Origin of the sequence: Rouxiella chamberiensis, from assembly GCF_026967475.1 — a bacterium.
Taxonomy (GTDB): domain Bacteria; phylum Pseudomonadota; class Gammaproteobacteria; order Enterobacterales; family Enterobacteriaceae; genus Rouxiella; species Rouxiella chamberiensis.
In genome coordinates this window covers 2,709,377-2,727,526 of record NZ_CP114058.1, presented here as the reverse complement: position 1 = coordinate 2,727,526, position 18,150 = coordinate 2,709,377, and the positions used below count along the sequence as shown (strand labels likewise).

The 18,150-nt window shown below is 53.7% G+C and carries 14 protein-coding genes, 1 tRNA gene and 5 pseudogenes; 7 read left to right on the top strand and 13 right to left on the bottom strand.

The features are described from left to right. Positions 1-136: 136 nt before the first annotated feature. The 5 genes and pseudogenes from O1V66_RS12660 to tesA all read right to left on the bottom strand — a co-directional run bounded on the left by O1V66_RS12660 (position 137) and on the right by tesA (position 4,150). The gene (locus tag O1V66_RS12660) at positions 137-586 is read right to left on the bottom strand and encodes an NfeD family protein (RefSeq protein WP_045046108.1); all 450 of its coding nucleotides are present in this window, start codon (positions 584-586) and stop codon (positions 137-139) included. A gap of 2 nt (positions 587-588) precedes the next feature. After that, positions 589-1,498 (bottom strand): annotated as a pseudogene (locus O1V66_RS12655) (SPFH domain-containing protein). A gap of 263 nt (positions 1,499-1,761) precedes the next feature. After that, positions 1,762-2,620, bottom strand: a pseudogene (locus tag O1V66_RS12650) (co-chaperone YbbN). A 73-nt stretch (positions 2,621-2,693) separates the two neighbouring features. After that, positions 2,694-3,470, bottom strand: a complete 777-nt coding sequence (locus tag O1V66_RS12645; protein WP_045046111.1) for an SDR family oxidoreductase — start codon at positions 3,468-3,470, stop codon at positions 2,694-2,696. A 35-nt stretch (positions 3,471-3,505) separates the two neighbouring features. After that, positions 3,506-4,150 carry a multifunctional acyl-CoA thioesterase I/protease I/lysophospholipase L1 gene (tesA, locus tag O1V66_RS12640; protein ID WP_187329776.1) on the bottom strand — a complete coding sequence of 215 codons (645 nt, stop codon included), beginning with the start codon at positions 4,148-4,150 and terminating at the stop codon, positions 3,506-3,508. On the opposite strand from tesA, the gene ybbA reads away from it, so the two are divergent. Beyond that, positions 4,121-4,807 carry a putative ABC transporter ATP-binding protein YbbA gene (ybbA, locus tag O1V66_RS12635; RefSeq protein ID WP_045046113.1) on the top strand — a complete coding sequence of 229 codons (687 nt, stop codon included), beginning with the start codon at positions 4,121-4,123 and terminating at the stop codon, positions 4,805-4,807. The two genes, tesA and ybbA, sit on opposite strands and share 30 nt — an antisense overlap. After that, positions 4,804-7,237, top strand: a pseudogene (ybbP, locus tag O1V66_RS12630) (putative ABC transporter permease subunit YbbP). The gene ybbA and the pseudogene ybbP overlap by 4 nt, the downstream one beginning before the upstream one ends. A gap of 44 nt (positions 7,238-7,281) precedes the next feature. On the opposite strand, the gene purK reads toward ybbP, so the two are convergent. Both purK and purE read right to left on the bottom strand, forming a co-directional pair. Then, complete coding sequence (purK, locus tag O1V66_RS12625; RefSeq protein WP_045046115.1) at positions 7,282-8,346, bottom strand: 5-(carboxyamino)imidazole ribonucleotide synthase; 1,065 nt, start codon at positions 8,344-8,346, stop codon at positions 7,282-7,284. Continuing rightward, the gene (gene purE / locus O1V66_RS12620; protein WP_045046116.1) at positions 8,343-8,852 is read right to left on the bottom strand and encodes a 5-(carboxyamino)imidazole ribonucleotide mutase; all 510 of its coding nucleotides are present in this window, start codon (positions 8,850-8,852) and stop codon (positions 8,343-8,345) included. Before purE ends, purK begins: the two co-directional genes overlap by 4 nt. A gap of 201 nt (positions 8,853-9,053) precedes the next feature. On the opposite strand from purE, the pseudogene O1V66_RS12615 reads away from it, so the two are divergent. Further along, positions 9,054-9,666, top strand: a pseudogene (locus tag O1V66_RS12615) (MiaE family protein). A gap of 29 nt (positions 9,667-9,695) precedes the next feature. Here O1V66_RS12615 and lpxH read toward each other — a convergent pair. Together lpxH and ppiB are read right to left on the bottom strand one after the other, a co-directional pair. Then, the gene (lpxH, locus tag O1V66_RS12610) at positions 9,696-10,418 is read right to left on the bottom strand and encodes a UDP-2,3-diacylglucosamine diphosphatase (protein ID WP_045046118.1); all 723 of its coding nucleotides are present in this window, start codon (positions 10,416-10,418) and stop codon (positions 9,696-9,698) included. Positions 10,419-10,430: 12 nt separating this feature from the next. Beyond that, complete coding sequence (ppiB, locus tag O1V66_RS12605; protein ID WP_045046119.1) at positions 10,431-10,925, bottom strand: peptidylprolyl isomerase B; 495 nt, start codon at positions 10,923-10,925, stop codon at positions 10,431-10,433. A gap of 307 nt (positions 10,926-11,232) precedes the next feature. Here ppiB and cysS point away from each other — a divergent pair, with 307 nt between their 5' ends. Then, positions 11,233-12,618 (top strand): cysteine--tRNA ligase, encoded by a 1,386-nt coding sequence (gene cysS, locus O1V66_RS12600; protein WP_045046120.1) that lies wholly within the window; start codon positions 11,233-11,235, stop codon positions 12,616-12,618. A 202-nt stretch (positions 12,619-12,820) separates the two neighbouring features. Here the strand turns inward: cysS and ybcJ are convergent, their stop codons facing one another. Both ybcJ and folD read right to left on the bottom strand, forming a co-directional pair. After that, positions 12,821-13,039: a ribosome-associated protein YbcJ gene (gene ybcJ, locus O1V66_RS12595; RefSeq protein WP_045046121.1), complete on the bottom strand. Its 219-nt coding sequence runs from the start codon at positions 13,037-13,039 to the stop codon at positions 12,821-12,823. A gap of 11 nt (positions 13,040-13,050) precedes the next feature. Beyond that, positions 13,051-13,917 (bottom strand): bifunctional methylenetetrahydrofolate dehydrogenase/methenyltetrahydrofolate cyclohydrolase FolD, encoded by an 867-nt coding sequence (gene folD / locus O1V66_RS12590; RefSeq protein WP_045046122.1) that lies wholly within the window; start codon positions 13,915-13,917, stop codon positions 13,051-13,053. Positions 13,918-14,331: 414 nt separating this feature from the next. Between folD and O1V66_RS12585 the strand changes: the two genes are divergently transcribed. Beyond that, a tRNA-Arg gene (locus O1V66_RS12585) sits at positions 14,332-14,408 on the top strand. A 221-nt stretch (positions 14,409-14,629) separates the two neighbouring features. Continuing rightward, positions 14,630-15,064 (top strand): 6,7-dimethyl-8-ribityllumazine synthase, encoded by a 435-nt coding sequence (locus tag O1V66_RS12580; protein ID WP_045046123.1) that lies wholly within the window; start codon positions 14,630-14,632, stop codon positions 15,062-15,064. A 23-nt stretch (positions 15,065-15,087) separates the two neighbouring features. Here the strand turns inward: O1V66_RS12580 and O1V66_RS12575 are convergent, their stop codons facing one another. Continuing rightward, entirely contained in the window at positions 15,088-15,480 is a 393-nt protein-coding gene (locus tag O1V66_RS12575; protein WP_045046124.1) for a hypothetical protein, read from the bottom strand. 1 nt (position 15,481) lies between these two features. Then, positions 15,482-16,863: pseudogene (locus O1V66_RS12570) on the bottom strand (DHA2 family efflux MFS transporter permease subunit). Positions 16,864-16,968: 105 nt separating this feature from the next. On the opposite strand from O1V66_RS12570, the gene O1V66_RS12565 reads away from it, so the two are divergent. Continuing rightward, positions 16,969-17,859 (top strand): LysR family transcriptional regulator, encoded by an 891-nt coding sequence (locus O1V66_RS12565; protein WP_045046126.1) that lies wholly within the window; start codon positions 16,969-16,971, stop codon positions 17,857-17,859. The last annotated feature ends 291 nt before the right edge of the window (positions 17,860-18,150 follow it).

Sequence of the window (18,150 nt, the reverse complement as noted above, 5' to 3'; positions counted from 1 at the left end):
TTTGCTTTATGTAGTGATGTATTGTCCCTTATGGACAATAATCCCGACGTTTATAAACGAAGCAGGGTAATTAAGTCAACGCAAGCACAGCGTAATAATGGCATAAAACGCTGTAATGTATTTTATTTATATTTTGTTAAGCCGATTTTATTTTTAAGGTGTTTCCCTCAATGCCGATAACAATAACTTCATCGCCGATATCAAGATTATCGAGACAATAGACTCGCCATGTACTGTCGCCAATCCTTATGCGGCTGTAGCCATTTTCCGGTTGCTCCAGCAAATGCCCATGCAACCCTACCAGTTGTAAACCGCGCTGGTTAAGGCTCTCATTCGCGCTGTTCTCGGCTGGCTGGCGTTTTAACCAATTGGCCCAGAGCAGCGCCGCTACGACGGTCAACACCGCAAACGCTACTCCCTGCCACTCCCACGACAGCGGCACCAGCCAGATAAGCAGCCCAACCAGAGCCGCCGCGACACCGCTCCACAACAGATAGCCGCTGGCACCCAGCATTTCGGCCGCCAGCAGCAGGCCGCCCAGCGAGAGCCAGAAAAGATGAGGATTTGCCGCCAACTGTTGAAACATGATTATTTTCCGCCTCGGGTTTCATTCAGTAATTCGGCGATGCCGCCTATCGAACCCATCAGGCTTGTGGCATCAAGTGGCATCATGATCACTTTGCTATTATTGGCAGAACCGATTTTGGTCAAAGCTTCGGTATATTTCTGAGCCACAAAATAGTTGATGGCCTGTACATCACCGGCAGCGATGGCCGCCGAAACCATTTGCGTGGCTTTGGCTTCAGCCTCGGCGCTACGGTTCGCGGGCTTCGGCCTGTAAAAATGCGGACTGACGTTCGCCTTCGGCTTTCAGAATCTGCGACTGTTTTTCCCCTTCGGCGCGCAAAATGGCCGACTGGCGTACCCCTTCGGCCTCAAGAATGTCGGCGCGTTTGGTTCGCTCGGCCTTCATCTGCGCATTCATGGCAGACACCAGCTCGGCCGGCGGGCGAACGTCGCGGATTTCGATACGGGTTATCTTCACGCCCCACGGGTTGGTCGCTTCATCCACAATGTGCAGCAGGCGGGCATTGATGTTGTCGCGCTGCGACAGCATTTCGTCCAGTTCCATTGAACCCAGTACGGTACGGAAGTTGGTCATGGTCAGATTGACAATCGCCTGCTCGAGATTACTGACCTCATAGGCCGCACGGGCAGGGTCGGTAACCTGAATAAAGCATACGGCATCAATGGCGACGTTGGCGTTGTCGCGTGAAATGACTTCCTGGGAGGGGATATCGAGCACTTGTTCCATCATGTTGATCTTGCGACCGATTCTGTCCATAAAGGGCACAACCAGGTTCAGACCCGGCATCAGCGTTTTGGTATAGCGGCCAAAGCGCTCGACGGTCCACTGATAACCCTGAGGCACGATTTTAACGCCGGCAAAGACCACGATCAGTGCCAGCACCACCATAACGGGGATAAACGTCAGCATGATTAAAACTCCTGTAATGAGATGTCCCGAAAAATTCGGTAATACCGTTTCCCTGTGCAGCGGGCAAGCTGCCGCGGCGCATAAATCATCGCATAATTACAGTTGGAGGGGGATGACTAAAGCATAGTTTACTCGGCAATTGCCGTTTCGCGAGACGTCTCGCAGAAACAGCACGCCGTTCTCGAGAGAGTGAAAAACAGCGTGCGGTCAGTGTGGCGAAAGGGTAGAAGTGACTTCCCGAAAGCGTGGAAGCCTCATTGAAATCAGTAAAGCAAAGAGTAAAGCTGGCGACGGTATTTAGCGGCAAGAGCATCGCCCGTGCCCAATGCTGCCAGAATATCCATCAGCGTTTTACGTGCCACACCGTTACCGGCAGAGAGGTCTTTTTTCAGATGCGACAGCAACAGTTCCAGCGCTTCTTCATTGCGGCCCACCTGATGAAGCTGCAAGGCGAGTTGCACGGCAAGCTCGACGTTCTGCGGGTCCTGTTCAATCTGTTGCTGTAACAGCTGAATTTCAGGAGTGTCGGCAGCCTGCTTGAGCAGCTCGATTTGCGCAACGAGGCCGTGATAGCGCGTATCGCGGTCCTGTAGCGGAATGGTAGCCAGCACAGTTTCGGCATCTTCGCTACGGTTAAGCAGAATCTGCGCTTCGGCAAGGGAAAGCCCAATGTCGCTACGCTGATTGCTGAGCTGCCAGGCATCTTTCAGCAGCGGCAGGGCTTCGGTGACTTTGCCCTCCTGCATCAGTTCGGTAGCCTGGGCAACCCTGAGTTCTTCTTCTTTCGGCAGCACTTTGCTTAGCAGTTCGCGGATGACCTCTTCCGGCTGCGGTCCCTGGAAGCCGTCAACAGGCTGGCCTTCCTGGAACAGGTAAACGGCAGGGATGGAGCGCAGACCAAACTGACCGGCGATAGCCTGCTCGGCATCGCAATCAACCTTGGCCAGTACAAACTGACCGGCGTATTCGGCTGCCAGTTTTTCGAGAATAGGGCCGAGGATCAGGCAATGCTGGCTGCGGTTCGGACCAAAAATAGAACATCACCGGGACCGTCATGGACTGGTCGAGGGTTTGATGCAAATTGGATTCGTTAATGTCGATAGTTAAAGGTTGTGCAAGCATGAATTCATTTCTCTCTCGTCCGTTCCGTTTAGAAAGTAGATTGGGGCAACGCCATCATCTTTCAACCGGAAGATTAACTATTACCGCGCAGCACTCGGTCCATCAGACGGTCAGGCAGTAAACGACGCAAAACTGTCAATCCGTGGGCAATGAGCGTGACCGGATAACGGAGTTTTGGCCTTGGGCTTTCTAAAGCATGGCGCAGTTTGGGTAAAACGGCATCTGGTCCCAAAGTGAATTTTTCTGCACGTTCCGGATTAAGAATCGGCTTGTCGGATTGGGTATGATGAAGGTTGCGGGTAAAGTTGCTGTGCAGCGGGCCTGGCTCAATCAGGCTGACGTGAATACCGGTGCCGTTTAGCTCCATGCGTAACGTGTCTGACCAGGCTTCAAGCGCGAATTTGCTGGCCGCGTAGATCCCGCGGTTGGGCGTAGTCACTCGACCCAAAATGGAACTGGTTTGGATGATGCGACCCTCGGCATGGGCAAGCATGGCCGGAAGCAGCAGTTGCGTCAGTTGGTGAGTGCCAAACAGGTTGGTCGAAAACTGTTGCTCAAACTGTTCGCGGCTTACCGTATACAGCGGACCATAAATACCAAAACCTGCATTGTTAAACAGGGCGTACAGACGATTACCTGTTAATTCAATGACTTTTGACGCTGCACGCTGAACACTATGGCGATCGTCGAGGTCCAGCTCGAGAGTCTCGAATCCCTGCGCGCGCAGATTCTCAAGGTCGAGAGGTTTACGGCAGGCCGCCAGCACACGGTAACCGCGATTTCGCAGATAGTGTGCCGCAGCCAGGCCAATGCCACTGGAGCAACCGGTAATCAAAATGGCTTTTTGCATAACTTTACCTGTTAAAGGCCCCAAATGATTGAAGATTATGGTTTACTCAAGGATGGAGCCACGAGCGGAGCCAGCTTGCCGGACATCCAGTCAGCAATGAAGTTTTGCGCCGACTGATTCGGGTGAAGCCCGTCTTCCTGCATCCACTCCGGTTTTATGGCGACTTGCTCCATAAAGAAGGGCACGAGCGGGATGTCGGCCTGTTTGGCAAGTGTGGGGTAGATTGCGTAAAACGCATCGCCATAGCGCCGGCCGTAGTTGGGGGGCAGACGAATCTGCATCAGCAGCGGTTCGGCATCGGCCTGTTTAATCAGCGTGACTATCTTGCCGAGCGTCTGGCTGATGGTCGGCGGAGCAAAGCCGCGCAGCCCGTCATTGGCGCCCAGTTCAATCAATACCCAGCGCGGATGATGCTGTTTCAGCAGCGCAGGCAAACGCGCCAGACCCTGAGCCGAAGTATCACCACTGATGCTGGCGTTAACAATTGTTGGCAGGCCACCCTGTTTTTTCCACTGATTATTCAGCAGGCTAGGCCAGGAATTGTTCGCCGGTAAACGGTAAACAGCACTTAAACTATCGCCTACAATCAGCAGCGTATCAGCAGCAGCGGCGCGGAAACTTAACATTCCCATCAACAGAAGGAAGGGAAGATGCCAGCGGAAAACGTACTTGAAGTTCATCATCTTAGTAAACACGTCGGTCAAGGGGAACATGAACTATCCATCCTGTCCGGTGTTGAGCTGGTTGTCAAACCCGCTCAGACTATAGCGCTGATCGGCGAGTCGGGTTCGGGGAAATCCACCTTGCTGGGCATTTTGGCCGGTTTGGATGACGGCAGCAGCGGGGAGGTCACGCTGCTCGGAAAGCCGCTGTCTTCATTGAATGAAGAGGGGCGGGCGGCGCTGCGAGCCAAAAATGTCGGCTTTGTCTTTCAGTCTTTCATGCTGGTTCCGACTCTCAATGCGCTGGAAAACGTGCAGCTTCCTGCCTTGCTGCGCGGTGAAACCGATGCCAGCAGTCGCGAGCAGGCCGTGCAACTGCTAAACCAGCTTGGACTTGGGGAACGTTTGCATCATCTTCCGGCGCAGCTTTCCGGTGGCGAACAACAGCGCGTTGCTCTGGCTCGTGCCTTTATCGGCAAACCCAGGTTGCTGTTTGCCGATGAACCCACCGGGAATCTCGACCGCCAAACCGGTGAGCGTATTGCCGAACTGCTGTTCTCGTTTAACCGCGATAACAAAACGACACTGATTCTGGTGACCCACGACGAACAACTGGCCGCGCGTTGCCAGCGGCGTCTGCGGTTACGCGATGGAAAATTGTGGGAGGATGCATGATCTGGCGATGGTTCTGGCGTGAGTGGCGTTCGCCGTCACTGCTGATTGTCTGGCTTTCCCTGACGCTTGCCGTCGCCTGCGTGCTGGCGCTGGGCAGCATCAGCGATCGTATGGACAAAGGGCTGAGCGAGCAAAGTCGCGATTTTATTGCCGGTGACAGAGTGCTGCGTTCTGCCCATCCCATTACCGAGGCCTGGATTGAAGATGCCCGTCAGCAGGGGTTGAAAGTCAGCCGTCAGCTGTCGTTCATGACCATGACGTTTGCCGCCGACTCGCCCCAGCTTGCTTCCGTAAAAGCGACGGATTTGGCCTATCCGCTGTACGGGAATCTGGATACACAACCGCCCGGTGTCAAACCGCAGCCCGGTACCGTGCTGGTCGCTCCGCGCCTGCTGGCACTGCTCAACCTCAAGGTCGGCGATAATCTCGACGTCGGCGATACCACGCTGCGCATTGCGGCCGTCATTAATCAGGAACCTGATTCCGGTTTCAACCCTTTCCAGACCGCTCCGCGAATTATCATGAATTTGCAGGATGTGGAAAAGACAGGTGCGATTCAGCCGGGCAGTCGTCTGACCTACCGCTATATGTTCGCCGGTTCGGCCGAGAATATTGCGCGCTATGGCGAAGCGATAAAGGGGCTGTTGAAACCCGATCAGCGCTGGTACGGCATGGAAGAGTCAGACGGCGCACTCAGCCGGTTCGCTGCAACGTTCGCAGCAATTTCTGACGTTGTCGGCCCTATTGACCCTGATGCTGTCGATTGCTGCCGTTGCGGTGTCGATGAATCACTACTGCCGAAGCCGCTATGACCTCGTTGCGGTGCTGAAAACGCTCGGAGCAGGGCGCAAGGCGTTGCAAAAACTGATTATTGGTCAATGGGTTGCCGTTTTATTGCTGGCGGCAATCGTGGGTAGCGTAGTCGGACTCGGTTTCGAAGCTATCCTGATGAAAATGCTGGCGCCGGTGCTGCCGAATAAATTACCGCCGGCCGGATTATGGCCGTGGGTGTGGTCAATGGGCGCGCTGGTGGTGATTTCGCTGCTGGTCGGTTTGCGGCCTTACCGACAATTGGCTGCCACGCTGCCTTTAAGAGTGTTACGTCAGGATGTGGTCGCCAATGTCTGGCCGCTGCGCTATTTTTTGCCCATCATCACTCTGGTTGTGGTTGGTCTGCTGGTGGCGCTGGTCGGCAATAGTCCGCTGCTATGGGCGCTCCTTGCCGGTATTGTCGTGCTTTCGCTGCTGCTGGGCGGCATTGGCTGGTTGAGTCTGCTGTTGCTGCGCCGCCTCACCGTCAGTCATTTGGGGCTGCGGCTGGCGATTAATCGTCTCCTGCGCCAGCCCTGGGTCACGTTGAGTCAGCTGGCAGCCTTTTCGATGTCCTTTATGCTGCTGGCATTACTGCTGGTGCTGCGAGGTGATCTTCTCAACCAGTGGCAGCAACAGTTGCCTCCCGACAGCCCGAACTATTTCCTGCTGAACCTGACCAAAGAGCAAGTGCCTCAGGTCACGGACTTCCTGCGTCAGCGCAAGGTCGAGCCCGATACCTTCTATCCCATCGTTCGCGTCAGACTGACCAAAATCAATCAGCAGGAGGCGACCGACCTGATTCGTCCGGGCGACTCTGGGCGCGAGGCGTTGGAGCGCGAACTCAATCTGACGTGGATGCAGGGCCTTCCTGCGCACAACACGATTCTTGAAGGCAGCGGGGCTCCCAGGGCGGGCGAGGTGTCGATTGATTCAGGCATTGCCGACCGTTTGGGCATCGCGCTTGGCGATACCGTGACCTTTAGCGGTGATACCCAAGATTTCAGCGCCAAGGTGACCAGCCTGCGCAAGGTGGACTGGGACAGTTTGCGGCCCAATTTCTACTTTATCTTCCCGCCGGGCGCACTGGATGCCCAGCCGCAAAGTTGGCTGACCAGCTTCCACTATGAAGGCGACGGTAAACTGCTGGTTGAACTTAACCGCCAATTCCCGACCCTGAGCCTGCTGGATATTGGCTCAATCCTGCGCCAGATAGGCGATGTGTTGCAGCAGGTCAGTCGTGCGCTGGAAGTCATGGTGATTCTGGTTATCCTGTGTGGCGGATTGCTGCTTCTGGCGCAGATTCAGGTCGGCATGCGCCAGCGTCGTCAGGAGTTGGTGGTATACCGCACTCTGGGTGCCAGCAAGAAATTACTGCGTAGCACACTGTGGTGCGAGTTTGCGGTACTCGGGCTTGTCGCCGGGATTGCGGCAGCCGTGGGCGCGGAGGCTGCGCTTTGGCTGCTTCAACGCAAGGTGTTTGATTTCCCGTGGCAGCCAAACATGGTGCTGTGGTGGTCGGTGCCGGTAACCAGCGCAATATTGTTGTCACTGTGCGGCGGTTGGCTGGGGATTCGACTGCTTAAGGGCAAAGCCCTGTTCCGCAGTTATCAGAGCTGATTTTAAGACATGAAAAAGGGCACCTGAGTGCCCTTTTTTTCCGATTACAGCTTGTCGAGCGCCCACTCGATGCCGCTGGCGTATTCGGCAGGCAGCATCGGGATCAGCGCCTGCAAATTGTCTTTCAGCAGCAGCGGGTCGGCGTCATTGAGGTTAAGGTGTCCGACTTTACGGCCTGCACGGACTTCTTTTTCATACCAGTGCAGATTCACCAGCGGCTGGCTCAGCCAGTCGAGGTTGACGTCGGTACCAATCAGGTTGACCATCACCGACGGCGTACTGGCGACCGGCGTTGGCAGCGGCAAGCTTAGAATGGCCCGCAGGTGCAGCTCAAACTGGCTGATGGACGCCCCATTCTGTGTCCAGTGGCCGCTGTTGTGAACGCGTGGTGCCAGTTCGTTAATCAGCAGGCCTTCTTCGACGATAAAGCACTCCATCGCCATCACGCCGACATAGCCCAGTTCGTTCATGATGGCAGACAACATGGATTCTGCCTGTTGCTGCTGCGCGGCATTCGGCGTAGGCAATGCCACGCTGGTGCGCAGAATGCCGTCCTGATGCAGGTTATGCGTCAGCGGATAAAACACCGTCTTGCCATCGTGGCCACGTGCGCCGACCAGAGACACTTCACCGGAGAAGTTAATGCCCTGTTCAACGATACAGTCGCCGTAGCATTCTTGCGGCAGGGTAGTTTCTTCACCCTGACGGAAACGCCATTGGCCGCGGCCGTCGTAACCGCCTACGCGGCGTTTGACGATAGCCAGTTCACCCAGGGTGGAATAAATATTGCTCCACTCGGTGGCATCGGCCAGTAACTGCCAGGGCGCGGTCGCCAGACCCAGTTGGTCGAGCAGCTGTTTTTGGGTCAGACGGTCGGCCAGACGCGGGAAGATATCGCGATTCACAAAGCCGGTGTGGCTTGCCAGTTCGCGGGTCAGTGCGGTTTCAGGCCAACGCTCGATTTCGGCGGTGATAACGCTGTTTTGGAACGGCACGGCTTCAGGTTCGGCATCAATGCCGACCGGATACACGGCAATTCCCAGAGGTTCACCCGCCTGACGCAGCATGCGACCTAACTGGCCGTTTCCGAGTACGCAGACCGGCTTCATGCTTCCTCCCGCGGATCGGGGTTGTTCAGCACTTCATCGGTTTGCTCTTTACGCCAGGTCGCGAGCGCCTGGGCAATGCGCGTGTCGTGAAGCGCCAGAATCTGTGCCGCCAGCAGAGCCGCATTGGCAGCGCCCGCCTTGCCGATAGCCAGCGTGCCGACAGGAATGCCGCGTGGCATCTGGACGATGGAATACAGGCTATCTACGCCGCTCAGGGCTGCGCTCTGCACTGGCACGCCGAGAACGGGCACCAGCGTTTTTGCAGCGATCATGCCCGGCAGGTGTGCTGCACCGCCGGCACCGGCGATGATGACATCCAGACCTTTTTCAGACGCCTGCTCCGCAAAGCTGAACAGTTTGTCCGGCGTGCGGTGAGCGGAGACAATCTCGACATGAAAGGGAATATTCAGCGTTGTGAGGACGTCAGCAGCGAACTGCATGGTAGCCCAGTCACTTTTAGACCCCATGACGATAGCGATTTTTGCCGGGGTAACGTTGGATGTCATGCCTGTAAAGCTCCTGTGATTATGCAAGCGTTGTCAGGTGGCGATATAAACAAAATGATTACCTGACCGAGAGGGCGCAAATAATAGCACGGCAAAACCGCTAGGAAAACGGTTGCGTCGCCGTAATCAGGTGAGAATCCTGTAATGACTTTGTATAATCGGCGAATCCCCTTTCGTTGCACTTTATCTGGAATTTACGCCATGAATAAGGACCTGCTGGCCCCTATCAATGACTTTCTGCACTGCGAAACACCTGGTCGCTGGGTCGATGTCGCACTTGAAAATCAAGAAATTATGCTGATTGACCATGCCAACTGCGAAAAGAAGGCCGCCGCGTCGGCAATGAGTCTGATGACCCGTTATCTTGACCGCACAGAACTGCTTTTCTGCGCGGCCCGACTGGCGCGTGAAGAGTTGCATCATTTCGAGCAAGTGGTCGAGATCATGCAAAAACGCAATATCCGCTATGAAGTCCTGACGCCATCACGTTATGCCAACGGCATGCTCAAACATTCGCGGCATCAGGACGAGATGCATTTGCTGGTGGATCGCCTGATTATCGGCGCCTACATCGAAGCCCGTTCCTGCGAGCGTTTCGCCAAAATTGCCCCGTATCTCGACAGGACGCTATCGCGATTTTATACCTCGCTGCTTCGCTCCGAGGCGCGGCATTTTCAGGATTATCTGTCTTTGGCGCAGCAGTATGCCGGGACCGACATCAGCGAACCGGGTCGAAGAGTTGGGCAGGGTAGAGGCGGAACTGATACTGACGCCCGACGAGCAGTTCCGTTTTCACAGCGGGGTGCCGGTTTAATTTTACCTTGTTGCCAAAGGCGGTTGAAACTAAAAGGGGAAGGTCACAAGTTCGACGCCGTCGGCCGTGACTTTCACCATCGAGCCTTCTTCATGCCAGGCCCCAAGCACCGCGCGATGTCCGAGCTTGTCGCCAAGCGGAACGTCGTGAATGGCGGGACGATGTGTATGGCCGTGGATCATCCATTCGACGCCGTGCATCTGCATCTCCTGCGTCACGGCATGCTGATTGACGTCCATGATGCGCAGATCTTTATGGCTGTTCGAGGCCTTGCTGTCGGCGCGCATTTTCGCGGCAATCTTCAGACGCCATTTGAGCGGTAGGGCCAGAAAAATGCGTTGAATCAGTGGATTATGTACTTTTTTACGAAATTTCTGGTAGCTCATGTCATCAGTGCAAAGCGTATCGCCGTGCAGGATAAGCACTCTGCGTCCGTAAAGTTCGAGTACTTTTTTCTCGGGCAGCAATGTCATCAGGCTGTCACGGGCAAAACGTCTGCCGAGCAGGAAGTCGCGATTACCGTGAATGAAGAAACACGGCACGCCTTGCTGATGTAATGCATTGAGCGCACTTGAGATTTCGGTGTGAAGCGGTTGCGGGTCGTCATCGCCAATCCAGGCTTCAAACAGGTCGCCGAGTATATAGAGCGCATCGGCTTTAGGCGCATCTTCGCGTAAAAAACGCAGAAAACCGGCAGTGATTGCCGGTTCCTGGTCGCAAAGATGGATATCTGCGATAAAAAACGTTGTCATTCCTGCGTCGCGTTATTCGCTAACGGTAACGCTTGTCACGAGCACGTCTTCTTTTGGTACATCCTGGTGCATGCCGCTACGACCGGTTGCAACCGCTTTGATTTTGTCGACAACGTCCATGCCTTCGCTGACTTCTGCAAACACGCAGTAACCCCAACCCTGCGCGTTCTGGCCGCTGTGGTTCAGGAAGTCGTTATCCACCAGGTTGATGAAGAACTGCCCGGTTGCGGAGTGTGGATCGTTGGTACGCGCCATCGCCAGCGTACCACGGGTGTTTTTCAAACCGTTGTTCGCTTCGTTTTTGATAGGTGCGTCAGTGTTTTTCTGGTTCATACCCGGCTCGAAACCGCCGCCCTGAATCATGAAACCGTTAATGACACGGTGGAAAATAGTGTTGTCGTAGAAACCTTTACGGCAGTAGTTCAGGAAGTTTTCAACGGTGACTGGCGCTTTGTCAGCAAAGGTGTTGATAACGATGTCGCCGTGATTGGTGTGAAAAGTGACCATAATAATCATCCTGCTTTTGTTGGTGTTACTCATTAATGAGGCCGTACTATAGCCTTTTCTTATACCATAACTCAAAAGTAGCCGTCAGCCTCTGCTTTTGTCGCCGCTTTTTAAGACAGAATGAAAGCACATTGAACGCTTAGCTGTTATGTTATAACAAATATAACGGGCCAATCTCCCCTGCGAGGGCCTTATCCCGTTTCGGTAGCGGGTTTTTCGTTATATTATAAACCCAATGTTCTAAGCGGTATTATTTGCGCCTTTTTGCCGTTTAAGTAATTTCACACAACACAATTGGAATAGCTCGATGCTGAAGATTTTTAATACCCTGAGTCGCCAAAAAGAGGAATTTAAACCAATTCATGCCGGAAAAATCGGTATGTACGTGTGTGGGATTACTGTTTACGACCTGTGTCACATCGGACATGGTCGCACGTTCGTTTCCTTTGATGTCGTTGCCCGCTATCTGCGTTATTTGGGTTACTCACTGAAATATGTGCGTAACATCACCGATATCGATGACAAAATCATAAAACGTGCTGCCGAAAACGGCGAAAGCTTTGTTGAGCTGACCGATCGCATGATCGCCGAAATGCACGCCGATTTCGACGCGCTGGGTATTTTACCTCCTGACCTGGAGCCGCGTGCGACGCACCACATTCAGGAAATCATCGAGATAGTGCAGCAGTTGATCGACCGCGATCATGCCTACATCGCCATCAACGGTGACGTTATGTTCTCTGTTGAAAGCGATCCGGATTACGGTATTTTGTCGCGTCAGGATCTCGACCAGCTTCAGGCTGGCGCACGCGTTGAAGTGGCCGATGTAAAAAGAAATCCAATGGACTTCGTGCTGTGGAAAATGTCCAAAGAGGGCGAGCCAAGCTGGAACTCACCCTGGGGTAACGGCCGTCCGGGCTGGCATATCGAATGTTCCGCAATGAACTGCAAGCAGCTGGGTTCGCATTTCGATATTCACGGCGGCGGTTCAGATCTGATGTTCCCGCATCACGAAAACGAAATTGCCCAGTCGAGCTGCGCCCATGACGGTCCTTACGTCAATACCTGGATGCACTCCGGCATGGTGATGATCGACCGCGAGAAAATGTCCAAATCACTGGATAACTTCTTTACCGTGCGTGATGTGCTGAAATATTACGACGCCGAAAGCGTGCGTTACTTCCTGATGTCGGGCCATTATCGTAGCCAGCTGAACTACAGCGAAGAGAACCTGAAACTCGCCAGAACCTCGATGGAGCGCCTGTACACTGCACTCCGTGGTACTGATGCGACCGCTGCGCCCGCGGGCGGAGAAGCGTTTGAAGCGCGTTTCCGTGCGGCAATGGATGACGATTTCAACACCCCGGAAGCCTATTCCGTGCTGTTTGATATGGCGCGCGACATCAATCGCCTGAAAAGTGAAAATCTGGAGGCAGCCAACGGTCTGGCAGCGGAACTTCGTCGTCTGGCGGGTGTGTTGGGCCTGCTGACTCAGGAGCCGGAGCAGTTCCTGCAATCAGGCGCACAGTCAGATGATGGCGAAGTCGCGGAAATCGAAGCGCTCATCAAGCAGCGTAACGATGCGCGCGCAAGCAAAGACTGGGCAATGGCCGACAAAGCCCGTGACCGTCTCAACGAAATGGGCATTGTGCTGGAAGATGGGGCGGCTGGTACTACCTGGCGTCGCAAATAAACCGTATCTTTTGCGCTACAGCGGCGTTGACTTCCTTCGCTCACCCCAGTCGCTTGGTAGTCTAAGCTCCCGGGAATTTGCTTAGTCGTCGCCTAGCCTTAGCTTGAGGCTACAGGTTTATTTTTAATCTCTTCGAGCCATAAAAAAACGGCGGTTAATTGCTTAACCGCCGTTTTTTATTGAGCCTGTCAGGTGCGTCTGATTACTCGGAAGCTTTGACGACCATCTTGCTGCTGGCAAATTCGATTTGCTGGTCAGCGACAATCTTGCAGCGCTTGCGGGTTTCAACCTGACCGTTAACTTTGACCAGACCTTCGGCAATCACCGCTTTTGCTGCAGCGCCACTCTCGCACCAGCCCATAAATTTGAGCAGGTCGCAGAGTTCTACGTGCGGGTGAGATTCGAGATAAAAAGTTTCCATGCCATCCTGTCTTAGTGAGAATTCACGTCGTGATATTCCTCGCATGCCTGCAAGGTATTTTGAATAAGTGTAGCAACGGTCATCGGACCTACGCCACCTGGAACCGGGGTGATAAATGAAGCGCGCTCTGAAGCGGTTTCAAATTCAACATCGCCGACTACTTTACCACTTTCCAGACGGTTAATACCGACATCAATCACGATAGCGCCCGGTTTGATCCATTCTCCCGGAATAAAGCCGGGTTTACCCACGGCAACGACCACTAAATCGGCATTTTCGACGTGGTGACGCAGATTTTTGGTAAAACGGTGCGTGACGGTAGTCGTGCAACCCGCCAGCAACAACTCCATGCTCATCGGACGACCCACGATATTGGACGCACCAATAACGACGGCATTCAGTCCGAAGGTGTCGATATTGTAACGTTCGAGCAGAGTAATGATGCCGCGTGGCGTGCAGGGGCGCAGTTTCGGCGCGCGCTGACACAGACGGCCAACGTTGTACGGATGGAAGCCGTCCACGTCTTTGTCGGGATGGATATTTTCCAGCACTTTAACGTTGTCGATACCGGCCGGGAGCGGCAGCTGCACCAGAATGCCATCGATTGCGTCGTCGTTATTAAGTTGATCAATCAGCGCCAGCAGTTCGGCTTCCGTCGTGGTAGCAGGCAAATCGTATGAACGGGAAAGGAAACCGACCTCATCACAGGCTTTGCGTTTGCTGGCGACATAAATCTCCGAGGCCGGATTGTCACCGACCAGTACAACGGCCAGTCCGGGTGCGCGTTTACCCTGCGCAAGGCGTTGCTTAACTTTTTCAGCGACTTCGCTTCTGACCTGCTGCGCAATCGTTTTACCGTCAATAATCTTTGCTACCATCTGGGGAAAAATCCATCAATTAATAAGTACGGGGGATGCGCCTATTTTGTCAGAAGCCGCGCCTGCTGTCAGGCTCAGAATCATAATAAGCTGAATAGAAAATCGTCAGATAGCCGCTATTTTAATAACTAAACTCCAAAATACCTCGATAAACTAGTCAGTTGACAGGGGTTAACGGTAAAAAATTGCCGGTATGAGATTTTTGGTTATTCCGTTTCAACCAGCAAAAGTCATAAGGCTCACTTAGCTCGCTTTCATATTGAAATTTCTCTAAATACCTTGCCGTACATCGGTTTTTTCACAGAAAGATCGGCAAATCTGCTCAGGCATTAAGCAGTAAGCGCGAAAGCCATTGACTCGGGGTAGATGGCCCGTATAATCCGAATCCGCTGTACTGCCAATTCGCAGTTCAATGCGCCCTTAGCTCAGTTGGATAGAGCAACGGCCTTCTAAGCCGTAGGTCACAGGTTCGAGCCCTGTAGGGCGTACCATTTAGATTCAATAATTTACCTCTTCGCCTCACCTTCCTGACCTCTCTTTCTGCATCTCACTTGTGCCCTTGATGCTTTAACACCCGATTTCGTCTCCGAATATTCCATGCTCAAACCGACAAACTTCTGCTGCAACCGCACCCAGTGATGTGGTGATCTGTAAGCAGTTCGGTTATCTTTGTTAACAGTAATAAATTTTTGAACCTTTTAACGGAGTTTTTATGAGCACCCCTCTGAACATTGCCTTTATCAAGGCCAACTGGCATTCCGATATCGTGAATCAGACCCTGGTAGGCTTCAAGCAGCACATGGCAGACACCAATCAGGAATACACGCTGGAAGTTTTCGACGTGCCGGGCGCGTTCGAAATGCCCTTGCTGGCTCAGCGCCTGGCAAAACGTGGCGATGTCGATGCCGTAGTCTGTGCCGCATTGGTGGTTGATGGCGGTATCTATCGTCACGACTTCGTCGCGCAGGCCGTGGTAAGCGGATTAATGCAGGTTCAGTTGACCACTGAAGTGCCGGTATTCTCCGTTTCTCTAACGCCGCACAACTTCCAGCCGGAAAAAGAGTTCAACGATTTCTACCTGCAGCACTTTATCAAGAAGGGCGCAGAAGCGGCTAAAGCCGTGTGCATGGTTCACGCCCTCAAGTAATCGTGATGTTGATGAGACCGGCGCTAGAGTTGAGTGCTGGTCTCGTGCAAATGCCGCCACAAAATTTCGCCATTCCCCGTTCGCTCAAGAAGCACCGTTGAAAAACGCAGTGTGACATTGCCGTCCAATTTTTGTCTCTCCTTATAAAGTACGATGGCGCCGTTTGGCCACTCCTGTATCAGTTGCATGTCGAATACCTCAATCTGCAACCCACGCTTTGCGCCGCCATTGGCCCGAAAAAATCGGCATAACCCGGCATGATCCAGTGCATGACCAGCGACACCTATCATGCTGTAGTGTGGATGAAAGCGCGCAATGAGCTGATCGCAGACTTCGGGAGGGGCCGAGTCGTCCCCCAGCCAGCGTTCAATTAGTTGGTGAGCGATATCGATTTCATTAAAATAGGCGTGGGTCATTTCAGGTCCTCTGTTGATGTATTTTTGCCACAATGGCGCGATTGGGAAGACGCAGGCAAAGCGCAACGGGCACACCTGCGCTGAAGGCCGCGACGAGAAAACTGGCATGAAATGCCTGAATCGGCACGTTGGCGGTGAAGGTGATGAACATGCTGAAGATCACGCTCATCATTGTGACGCCCAGACAAAAACTCAGCTGGCGGTTGATGTTCCACAGCGCGCTGGCATCGGCAAGCTGGGTTGGCGTAAAGTCGAGAAATGCCGCACTTTGCGCGGTGCTGCTACATAAACTGCTGCCAAAACCCATAATCGCAAAGCCTGCTATCAGCAACGCCCCCTCATCGCCACTCGACACCAGCGCCAGACTGGCCATTCCGATGCCATTTATCAGGCAACCTGCGATAAACAGCGGGCGCGGACCCAGCCGATTAAACATTTTTCCCGAGAAGCTGATGGCAATAAATGCGCCCATCGCCCACGGCAGCATCAACTCGCCTACCTGCGTGGCCGTCATGCCGAGCTGATTTTGTAAAAAGAGCATCGCCAACAGACTGACGCCGGTGAAAACACCGGGCACCCACTGATAAATCAGCATGGCGGTTCGAAACAGCGGTTGAGAGAGTAAATTCAGGTTAAGCAGCGGGTGGGGAGTGCGCAGAGAAAATCTGACGTAACAGACAATAAGCCCAAGCCCGAAAAACAGGAGCAGGGCGCCCGAAAGCCGTTGGTCATTATTTGCCAATCGGGTTAGCCCAAGCAGCAGCGCAAGCAATCCCGCGCTGGAGAGCAGCAATCCAGGGTAATCGAAAGTCTTGCGAATCGCCGGTGATGTTTCGCCGCGCAGCCAGACTGCCGCCAGTATCAAGGTGACGACTGCCAAAGGTAGCGAGGCGAAAAACACCCAGCGCCAGCCAAGGCTATCCGCAATGATGCCGCCTAGCGTCGGAGACAACGCCGGGGCCAGCAGTCCCACGAGCATGACAATGGCCGACAGCCGCGCGCGCTGATGCGGCGGATATAAAGAATAGGCCAGCGTCTGGCCCACAGGAATCAACAATCCGCCGCCCAATCCCTGCAATACGCGCCAGACAATCAACGCAGGCAGGCTATTCGCCAAACCGGCACCCGCCGTCGCAGAAATAAACAGCAGTAACGAGAGCAGAAAAAGTCTTTTGGCTCCAAGTCGTTGCGCCAGCACGCTGCTCGCCGGAATCACAAGCGTCAGCCCGATAATGTAACCATTGCTTATCCACGCCAGCTGGTCGACGGGGGCATCGAAGCGCCGCGCAATCGCCGGATAGGCTACGTTACAGATAAACATCGTGATCAAATCGATAAAAAACCCAGCAGATAAACAGTGGCAACGCGAACTCGATAACTCATGGCTTTCTCCCTGAATGGCCGTCGAGTTTACTGAACCTGAAGAGGAGGATAAACGTGCGGCCTGCGGTTACACTGTCAAATAGATTTTGACAATGGAGAGCGGCGATGCTGAATTTTCAGCGACTGGAGATCTTTGTAAATGTGGCCGCGGCGGGCAGTTTCACGGCGGCCGCGGCGACGATGGGTCTGACCAAGGCAGTGGTCAGTTTCAATATTAAACAGCTTGAGGCCGAACTGGGCGTCGCGCTGTTGCATCGCACCACTCGCCGCGTCTCGCTGACCGGAGCGGGCGAGGGGTTTTATCAACGTTGCCTGCTGTTATTGCAGGATGCCGAGCGCATGCTGGACGAGGTCAGAGGCGATCATCAGGGCGTCAATGGCGTGCTGCGACTGACCACAACGCCCGAATATGGCGCGCGCGTCGTCGTGCCTGCGTTGGCGAGCTTTGCCGCTCTGCATCCGCAATTGCGTATTCAGCACGTTTCGTCGTCGCATCATAATGATTTAATCGCCGATCGCGTTGACGTGGCTATCCGTCTTGGCCAATTGGCGGACTCCAGCCATCACGCCACGTTAATCGAAAGCTTCTCCATCTTACCGGTCGCCTCGCCGGGGTATCTTGCGCGACATTGGCCAGACGGGATCCAGACTCTTGAACATCTGGCGCAGGCCAAATGGCTGGCGCATAGCCGGCTGTCAACGCCGCTGAGTTGGGTGGTCAATACGCCGCAGCAGCAGAGTTGTCTGTTTAATGTCGAGTCTTCGGCATCGATCATGGCCGACAATGCGGCAGCGCTGCTCTCTTTCGCATTATGCGGCGCAGGCGTGGCTTTGCTGCCGGAATGGTTGGTGAAGGAGGAAATCACGCGGCACAATCTGGTGGTGCTGCTGGCAGATCATCAGTTTCCCAGGCAGGGCGTTTACGCGCTTTATCCGAATACGCGCTATGTGCCCGAGAAGGTCAGGTTGTTTATTGACCATCTTAAAAAGAGGTAATGTCGTATCCAGAAGTGTGATCTACGTCACAATTAATCGGTTTGGCTTATCTAAATTAAATAATGAATAGTTATTTCCTATCAACCTGATTTTATATCTTCCGGCGAATTGAAAATTGACAAAAATATTCGCCAAAAATCGCGAGACAATATTCTTTCAAAATCCCCTCGCCGAAGGATAAAAATGGCGGCATTGTCGGCTTTTGTAAAGACCCACTAAGTGAAATTACGTCTAATAATCCGGCATCGCAGAGAGTGAGCGGTTACATCATTAGGCGGTTTTTCACGGGTA